Source organism: Nocardioides sp. CPCC 206348, from assembly GCF_048654705.1.
GTDB lineage: Bacteria > Actinomycetota > Actinomycetes > Propionibacteriales > Nocardioidaceae > Nocardioides.
In genome coordinates, this window is sequence record NZ_JBMCZA010000190.1 from 54139 (window position 1) to 63018 (window position 8880).

Below are 8880 nucleotides of genomic sequence, written 5' to 3' on the forward strand. Positions count from 1 at the left end.
GGCCTGCGTCGGTGACGACCCGGACAAGACGCTCAACGTCCTCATCGGCCAGCTCGTGAAGATCGTCAAGGACGGCGAGGAGCTGAAGATGTCGAAGCGGAAGGGCACCTTCATCACGCTCGAGGAGCTGGCGGAGGAGATCGGCGTCGACGCCCTGCGCTACTCGCTGGTGCGCTATCCGGCGGACACCCCGCTGGCGCTCGACGTCGCCGAGATCACCAAGGCCTCCAACGACAACCCTGTCTACTACGTCCAGTACGCGCACGCCCGGACCTGCCGCATGCAGGAGAACGCTGCCGACCTCGGCATGACGTTGCCCGTGGACTTCGACCCGTCCCTGCTCAGCCACGAGCGGGACGGGGAGCTGCTCCGCGCCCTCGCCGCCTTCCCGGGCGTCGTGGCGAGTGCGGCCGAGCTCCGTGAACCGCATCGGATCGCCCGCTACCTCGAGGACACCGCGTCGGTGTTCAACAAGTGGTACGACACCAAGGAATGCCGGATGCTCCCGCAGGGTGACGAGCCGGTCACCCCGGCGAACGAAGCACGTCTCGTGCTCGTCGCGGCGACGCGGACGGTCCTCGCCAACGGGCTCGACCTGCTGGGCGTCAGCGCGCCGGAGCGGATGTGAACACCCACGTCTCCCCGGGCGGCTACACCGGCACCTCGCCGGTCTGGCTGCGCGAGCCGGCCGACGTCAACGACATCGTGCCGATCCTGTGGCCCTCCACGGCCCGCAAGGACGACCAGGGTGTGTTGCACATCGGCGGGCTGGCGATCCCGGACCTGGTCGCCGACGTCAACACGCCGGCGTACGTCCTCGACGAGACCGACTTCCGGGAGCGGGCCCGAGCCTTCCGCGACGCCTTCGAGGGCTACGACGTCTACTACGCGGGCAAGGCGTTCCTGAGCGTCGCGGTGGCGCAGTGGGTGGCGGAGGAGGGGCTCTGCCTCGACGTCTGCAGCAACGGGGAGTTGAGCGTCGCGCTGCGTGCGGGTATGGACCCGAAGCGAATCGGCTACCACGGCAACAACAAGACCCCGATGGAGCTGCGCCGGGCCGTCGACGCCGGGGTCGGCCGCATCATCGTGGACTCGTTCCACGAGATCGACCGTGTTGCCGACGTCGCGACCCAGCTGGGGGTGGTCCAGGGCGTGATGATCCGGGTGACGGCGGGCGTCGAGGCCCACACCCATGAGTTCATCGCGACCGCCCACGAGGACCAGAAGTTCGGGTTCTCGATCGCCTCGGGCGACGCCTTCGAGGCAGCCTCGCGCGTCCTCTCCAAGGAGAGCCTCGACCTGCGCGGCCTGCACAGCCACATCGGCTCCCAGATCTTCGACACCTCGGGTTGGGAGGTCGCCGGGCGCCGCGTGCTGGCGCTGCACGCCCGGATCGCGGACGAGCTCGGCCATGTCCTGCCCGAGCTCGACCTCGGTGGCGGCTTCGGCATCGCCTACACGACCCAGGACGACCCGGCGGACCCGGCGGTCCTCGCCACGCAGATCACGAAGATCGTCACGGGGGAGTGTGCTGCGCTCGGCATCGACGTACCGCACCTGTCCATCGAGCCCGGCCGCGCGATCGTCGGCCCGGCGATGTGCACCGTCTACACCGTCGGCACCGTCAAGCAGGTCGCCCTCGACGGTGGCGCGACCCGTACCTACGTGTCGGTCGACGGCGGGATGAGCGACAACCTGCGCCCTGCGCTGTACGACGCCGACTACTCCTGCACGCTCGCATCGCGCGCCTCGGCGGCCGAGCCCGTGCTGGCACGCGTCGTCGGCAAGCACTGCGAATCGGGGGACATCGTCGTCAAGGACGAGTTCCTGCCCGGTGACGTCGCTCCCGGGGACCTGCTCGCCGTCCCGGCCACCGGTGCCTACGGACGGTCGATGGCCTCGAACTACAACCACGCGCTCCGGCCGCCCGTGGTCGCGGTCAAGGACGGCCAGACGCGGGTCATCGTCCGTCGCGAGACCGAAGAAGACCTGCTCGCCACCGACCTGGGCTGAATCCGTGCGCTGAAGCGCGCACTGGCGGCGTTCTCGTCGCTACTGCAGTCGTACGGCTCCGGTGCCGTACTGGCTCAACAGGTCGCCCGGGTTGGCGAGCATGCACGACTTCATCGACAGGCAGCCGCAGCCGATGCATCCGTCCAGGGTGTCGCGGAGGCGCTCGAGACGGCTGATCCGGTCGTCGAGGCTCTCGCGCCACGAGCGCGACAGTCGAGCCCAGTCCGCCTTGGTGGGCGTGCGTCCCTCGGGGAGTGAGGCGAGCGCCTCACGGATCTCGGCGAGCGAGATGCCGACGCCCTGCGAGACGCGGACGAACGCGATCCGGCGCAGGACGTCGCGGTGATAGCGGCGCTGGTTGCCGGTGGTCCGGATGGCGTGGATCAGTCCCTCGCGCTCGTAGAAGTGGAGCGCGGAGACGGCGACCCCGGCGCGGCGGGCGACTTCGCCCGGTGTCAGGTCGTGGCTGCGGATCTCGCGGTTGACGTCATTCATTTGACCTCAACGATACTTGAGGTTGTCCACTGGGGTCATGCACGCAATCCGCCACCACGCCTTCGGGCCCGCCGACGTCCTCCAGCTCGAAGAGCTGCCCGATCCGGCGCCGGGCCCCGGCCAGGTCCGGATCGCGGTCGAGGCCGCGGGCGTCCACCTGGTCGACACCTACATCCGGTCCGGCAACGGCCCGGCCACCTTGGCGCCCCCGGAGCTGCCGATGGTTCCCGGCCGCGAGGTCGCCGGGATCGTCGACCAGGTCGGTGAAGGCGTTGACGCCGACTGGGTGGGCCGTCGGGTGGTCACCCACCTGGGCCCCGCCGGTCGGGGCGGGTACGCCGAGCTGGTGCTCGTCGACGTCGCCCGGGCCTACGACATCCCCGACGGCCTCGATCCGATGACCGCGGTCGCTGCGATCGGCACGGGGCGCACGGCCGCCGGGATCCTCGACTTCGCCGCGATCACCCCTGACGACGTGGTTGCCGTGACGTCCGCGGCGGGCGGCCTCGGGACCCTCCTGCTCCAGGGTGCCCGCAACGCCGGCGCTCGCACGGTCGGCCTCGCGAGCGGCAGCAAGCTGTCCGTCGCCAAGGGAGCCGGGGCGGACACCGTCGTCGACTACACGGTCCCGGACTGGGCCACGACCCTCCGTGTCGCCGAGCCGCGGCTGACCGTCCTCCTCGACGGTGTCGGGGGAGAGGTGCCTCGCACGATTCACCGGATGCTCGAGCCGGGCGGCCGGATGGTCCGGTTCTCCGGCGACCAGGAGGGGTACGACGCCCCCGACCGCCGGGTCGTCGACGTCCTCGGTCCGCCCCTGGCTGCCCGGCTCGGCGAATTCGAGCGCGCGGCCCTCGACGCCGCCGCCGACGGGTCCCGGGTGCCGCACGTCGGTACCGTCTTCCCGCTCGCCGATGCCGCTGCGGCGCACCGTGCCCTCGAGACCCGCGCGGCCGTCGGCAAGGTCGTGCTGGTCGTCGATCGCTGACGACCTGTCCGCGATCGGCCATCCGGAGGCAGCCGGGGTCGCACCGCCGATAGGCTGACCTGGTGAACAGTCCCCTCAAGGTTGCCGTCCTCGGCTGCGGTTCCGTCGGGTCGCAGGTGGTGCGGCTCCTCGGGGAACAGGCAGATGACCTCGCGGCCCGGGTCGGAGCACGCGTGGAGCTCGCCGGTGTCGCCGTACGACGACTCGACGCGGCGCGCGAGGTCGACGTGCCCGAGGGACTCCTCACGACGGACGCCGCGGCCCTGGTGGCCCGCCCCGACATCGATCTGGTGATCGAGGTGATCGGCGGGATCGAGCCCGCCCGGTCCCTGATCCTCTCCGCCCTGGAGAACGGTGCCTCGGTCGTCACGGCCAACAAGGCACTGCTCGCCGAGGACGGCGCCACGTTGTTCGAGGCTGCCGAGAAGGCCGGCCGCGACCTCTACTACGAAGCCGCGGTGGCGGGCGCGATCCCGATCCTGCGCCCGCTGCGCGAGTCGCTCGCCGGTGACAAGGTCACCCGGGTGCTCGGCATCGTCAACGGCACCACCAACTTCATCCTCGACAAGATGGAGACCACGGGTGCCGGTTTCGCGGACGCGCTCGAAGAGGCCCAGGCCCTCGGGTACGCCGAGGCCGACCCGACCGCCGACGTCGAGGGCTTCGACGCCGCGGCCAAGGCCGCGATCCTGGCCAGCCTGGCCTTCCACACCCGCGTGACCGCCGCCGACGTGCATCGTGAAGGCATCGCTGACGTCAGCGCCGCCGACGTGCGCTCGGCGCGTGAGATGGACAGCGTCGTCAAGCTGCTCGCGATCGCCGAGCTGGTGCCGGGTGCCGAGGGCGACGAGCCGGCCGTGAGCGTCCGGGTGCACCCCGCGATGATCCCGAGGTCGCACCCGTTGGCCAGCGTGCGCGGCGCCTACAACGCCGTGTTCGTGGAGTCCGAGGCTGCCGGTCAGCTGATGTTCTACGGTCCGGGCGCCGGTGGCGCGCCGACCGCCAGCGCGGTGCTGGGCGACCTGGTCACGGTTGCGCGCAACCACCGTCAGGGCACCCGCGGCGTGGGCGAATCGGCGTACGCCGACCGTGCCCTGCTGTCGATGGGGGAGACCCGCACCCGCTACCACGTCGCGATCGACGTCGATGACCGCGCCGGCGTGCTGGCCGCGGTCGCGCTCGCCTTCGCCGACCACGGCGTGTCGATCCAGACCGTTCGTCAAGAGGGCCGGGGCAACGACGCCCAGCTCGTCGTCGTCTCGCACGAAGCCACGGATGCGGCCCTTGCCGCGACCGTCGAGCAGCTGCGCGACATGGACATCGTCCGCGAGGTCACCTCGGTGATGCGCGTCGAGGGGACCGAAGAGTGAGCAGCACCGACACCACCGGCAGCACCACCAGCAGGCAGTGGCGTGGCGTGATCGAGGAGTACCGCGAGCTCCTCGACATCCCGCAGGACACCCCCGCCGTCACCCTTCGTGAGGGCGGCACCCCGCTGGTCCACTCCGGGTGGCTCTCCGGCCTGACCGGCGCCGAGGTGTGGCTCAAGGTCGAGGGCAGCAACCCGACCGGCTCGTTCAAGGACCGCGGCATGACCGCCGCACTGTCGGTGGCCGTGCACGAGGGCGCGCAGGCCGTGGTCTGCGCCTCGACCGGCAACACCTCCGCCTCGATGGCGGCGTACGCCGCGAAGGCAGGCGTCACGCCGATCGTGCTCGTCCCCGAGGGCAAGATCTCGGCCGGCAAGATGGCCCAGGCCGTCCTCCACGGCTCGAAGGTCATCCAGGTCCGCGGCAACTTCGACGACTGCCTGCGGATGGCGCGCGAGATGGCGTGGAACTACCCCGTTGCGCTGGTCAACTCGGTCAACCCGGCCCGCCTCGAGGGCCAGAAGACGGCCGCCTTCGAGATCGTCGACTTCCTCGGTGACGCCCCCGACTACCACCTGCTCCCCGTCGGCAACGCGGGCAACATCTCGGCGTACTGGCTCGGCTACACGCAGTACGCCGCCCTGGGCCGCGCCACGAAGCGTCCCGTCATGCGCGGCTTCCAGGCCGAGGGCGCTGCGCCCCTGGTGACCGGTGAGCCGTTCCCCGACCCCGAGACCGCGGCCACCGCGATCCGGATCGGCAACCCTGCGTCGTGGAAGCTCGCCGAGGCGGCCCGCGACGAGTCCGGCGGCCGCTTCGCCGCCGTCTCCGACGCGCAGATCCTGTCGGCGCAGAAGGAGCTGGCCCGCAAGGACGGCGTCTTCGTCGAGCCCGCGTCCGCGGCCGGCATCGCCGGCCTGCTGTCCGAGCTGGCTGCGGGGGAGTCCTACCAGGGCGCGACGGTGGCGATCACCGTCACCGGCCACGGTCTCAAGGACATCGCGACCGCGCTGGACGGGCTGGTGCTGCCCGACACGATCGTGGACGCCGACGTCGACGCCGCCGCGCGCGCTGCCGGTCTCTGAGCCAGCGATGACCTTCGTCGACGGACCCGTCCGGGTCACCGTGCCCGCGACCTCGGCCAACCTCGGCCCCGGCTTCGACACCCTCGGCCTGGCGCTCGACCTGCGGGACGAGCTCGAGGCCGAGGTGCTCGCGAGCGGCCTGGTCGTCGAGGTCCACGGGTACGGCGATGGCGAGGTCCCGCTCGATGAACGGCACCTGGTGGTCCGCGCCATGCGCGCGACGTTCGAGCGCCTGGGTCAGAACCCGCCCGGACTCCGGCTGACCTGCACCAACGTCATCCCGCACGCCCGCGGACTCGGGTCGTCGTCGGCTGCCATCGTCGGCGGCGTGTGGCTGGCCCGCGAGCTCGTCGCCGGCGGGCACCTGCTGCTCGACGACGCCGCGCTGCTCGACATCGCCGCACAGCTCGAGGGCCACCCGGACAACGTGGCACCGGCCCTGTTCGGCGGGTTCGTGATCTCGGGCCAGGATGCGGACGGCTCGTTCTTCGCCGTTCCCGGTTCCGCCGACCCGCGCGTCAGCGCCGTCGTGTTCGTGCCTGCCGACCCGGTGTCGACCGAGGCGGCGCGCGGGCTGCTGCCGGCCACCGTGCCGCACGCGGACGCCGCCGCGAACGCGGGTCGCGCCGCGCTGCTCGTCGCCGCGCTCTCGGGGCGCCCCGAGGAACTGCTCCGGGCGACCGAGGACCGGCTGCACCAGCAGTACCGTCGCTCCGCGATGCCCGCCAGCCTCGCCCTCGTCGAGGCGCTGCGCGCCGACGGTGTCGCTGCGGTGATCTCCGGAGCCGGCCCGACGGTGCTCGCGTTCTCCGAGGGCGTCGACAGCCCGGCGTCGGCGGACCTCGTCCGGCGCTGCCCCGAGGGCTGGGCCACGCACTCGCTCGCGATCAGCGGCGCCGGCGCCGCGCCCGCGGACGGCCGCTGAATCACCCCTCCGTGGTGATACATTGACGACGCGCCGCAGTTCTCGGCGCCCGGCAGGCGCTCCTGGTGCCTCCCACTTCCTCCGGCCCGGCCGGCTCCGAAGGTCCCGATCTCTCGGTGCAACCGTGCAGGATTCAATCCAGTGCCGTTCCGTGCGGAATTCTCCGGATCCGGAACGTGCGTGACACGTCTGAAGGACTCACGTGACCGAAACTCTCGATTCCACTGAAGCTGCCGGCCCTGTTGCTGGGGCCCCCGAGGCCGCCAGCAAGGCGCCGAAGAAGCGCGCCGGTGGACTCAACTCCATGCTGCTGGCCGACCTCAAGGCGATGGCGGGCGGCATGGGCATCCCGGGCGCGGGCAGCATGAAGAAGGCCGCGCTCATCGACGCCATCAAGGGCGCCCAGTCCGGGCAGTCCGGGCAGTCGGCTCCGCGGACCGCCCCGAAGGCGGACGAGGCGAAGGCCGAGCCCAAGGCCGAGCCCAAGGCCGAGCCGAAGGCCGAGCCCAAGGCCGAGCCGAAGGCTGACCCGAAGGCCGAGGAGCCGAAGCAGGGCAACCAGCAGGGTGGCCGGCAGGCCAACCAGCAGCGTCAGGCCAAGCAGCAGGGCCAGGCGAAGCAGGACGGGAACCAGTCCAAGCAGGACGGGAACCAGCCCAAGCAGGGCCAGGCGAAGCAGGACGGCAACCAGCAGAACCAGCCGAAGCAGGGCCAGGCCAAGCAGGACGGCAACCAGCCCCGCCAGGGCAACCAGCAGAACCAGCCGAACCAGCAGAAGCAGGGCAACCAGAACGACCAGCCCCGCAACACCGATGACGGCGACGGCCAGGACGGCGACTTCGACGGCGATGGCGAGGGTGGCGAGGCAGGCAGCCGCCGCAACCGGCGCCGTCGCGGCCGGGACCGCGACCGCACCGCGGCCCGCTCGAGCCGCGAACCCGACACCGAGGTGCGCGAGGACGACGTCCTCGTCCCGGCCGCAGGCATCCTCGACGTCCTCGACAACTACGCCTTCGTCCGGACCAGCGGCTACCTCGCCGGTGTCGACGACGTCTACCTGTCGCTGTCGATGGTGCGGCGCTACGGACTTCGTCGCGGTGACGCGATCGCCGGCCAGGTCCGCCAGCCGCGCGAGGGCGAGCGTCGCGAGAAGTTCAACCCGATGGTCCGCATCGACACCGTGAACGGCGTCGACCCGGAGCAGGCGAAGAACCGCGTCGAGTTCGACCAGCTCACCCCGGTCTCCCCGGACGAGCGCCTCCGGATGGAGACGACGCCCGACAACGTGACGGGCCGGATCCTCGACCTGGTCGCGCCGATCGGCAAGGGCCAGCGCGGCGTCATCGAGTCCCCGTCCAACGCGGGCAAGACCACCACCCTGCAGGCGATCGCCAACGCGGTGACGGCCAACAACCCGGAGTGCCACCTGATGGTGGTGCTCCTGGACGAGCGTCCCGAGGAGGTCACCGACTTCGAGCGCGCCATCAAGGGCGAGGTCATCGCGAGCACGTTCGACCGGCCGGCGACCGACCACACGACCGTGGCCGAGCTCGCCATCGAGCGTGCGAAGCGCCTGGTCGAGCTGGGCCACGACGTCGTCGTGCTCCTCGACGGCCTGACCCGCCTCGGCCGCGCCTACAACCTGGCCGCGCCGGCCAGCGGTCGGATCCTGCCCGGCGGCGTCGACGCGGCGGCGCTGTTCCCGCCGAAGAAGTTCTTCGGGGCCGCGCGCAACATCGAGAACGGTGGCTCGCTCACCATCCTCGCCACGGCGCTGGTCGAGTCCGGCTCGAAGATGGATGAGGCCATCTACGAAGAGTTCACCGGCACGGCGAACCTGCAGATCCGGCTCCGCCGCGACCTCGCCGAGCGGGACGTCTTCCCGGCCATCGACCCCGTCGCCTCGGGCACCCGTCGGTCCGAGCTGCTGCTCGGCAAGGAGGAGGTCGCCATCCTCGGTGCGCTCCACCGTGACCTGGCCGACCGCGACGGCCGGGCGGCGGC

At 71.5% G+C, this 8880-nt stretch carries 8 protein-coding genes; 7 read left to right on the plus strand and 1 reads right to left on the minus strand.

Going from position 1 to position 8880, the window contains the following annotated elements; genetic code table 11:
* Positions 1-628, plus strand: a 628-nt coding sequence (locus tag ACOADB_RS16125) for a DALR anticodon-binding domain-containing protein (RefSeq protein WP_378600578.1), incomplete at its 5' end; no start/stop codon positions are given.
* Entirely contained in the window at positions 625-2013 is a 1389-nt protein-coding gene (gene lysA, locus ACOADB_RS16130; RefSeq protein ID WP_378600581.1) for a diaminopimelate decarboxylase, read from the plus strand. The genes ACOADB_RS16125 and lysA, both read left to right, overlap by 4 nt.
* Positions 2014-2052: 39 nt before the next feature.
* Here the strand turns inward: lysA and soxR are convergent, their stop codons facing one another.
* Positions 2053-2508, minus strand: a complete 456-nt coding sequence (gene soxR, locus ACOADB_RS16135; protein ID WP_056706270.1) for a redox-sensitive transcriptional activator SoxR — start codon at positions 2506-2508, stop codon at positions 2053-2055.
* A gap of 37 nt (positions 2509-2545) precedes the next feature.
* Between soxR and ACOADB_RS16140 the strand changes: the two genes are divergently transcribed.
* From ACOADB_RS16140 to rho, 5 genes are all read left to right on the plus strand, one after another.
* Complete coding sequence (locus ACOADB_RS16140; protein ID WP_378600584.1) at positions 2546-3496, plus strand: zinc-binding dehydrogenase; 951 nt, start codon at positions 2546-2548, stop codon at positions 3494-3496.
* Between the two features lie 62 nt (positions 3497-3558).
* The gene (locus ACOADB_RS16145) at positions 3559-4866 is read left to right on the plus strand and encodes a homoserine dehydrogenase (protein ID WP_378600586.1); all 1308 of its coding nucleotides are present in this window, start codon (positions 3559-3561) and stop codon (positions 4864-4866) included.
* Complete coding sequence (thrC, locus tag ACOADB_RS16150; RefSeq protein ID WP_378600588.1) at positions 4863-5951, plus strand: threonine synthase; 1089 nt, start codon at positions 4863-4865, stop codon at positions 5949-5951. The genes ACOADB_RS16145 and thrC overlap by 4 nt, the downstream gene beginning before the upstream one ends.
* Before the next feature lie 7 nt (positions 5952-5958).
* Entirely contained in the window at positions 5959-6876 is a 918-nt protein-coding gene (gene thrB / locus ACOADB_RS16155) for a homoserine kinase (protein ID WP_378600591.1), read from the plus strand.
* Between the two features lie 202 nt (positions 6877-7078).
* Positions 7079-8880, plus strand: a 1802-nt coding sequence (rho, locus tag ACOADB_RS16160) for a transcription termination factor Rho (protein WP_378600594.1), incomplete at its 3' end; no start/stop codon positions are given.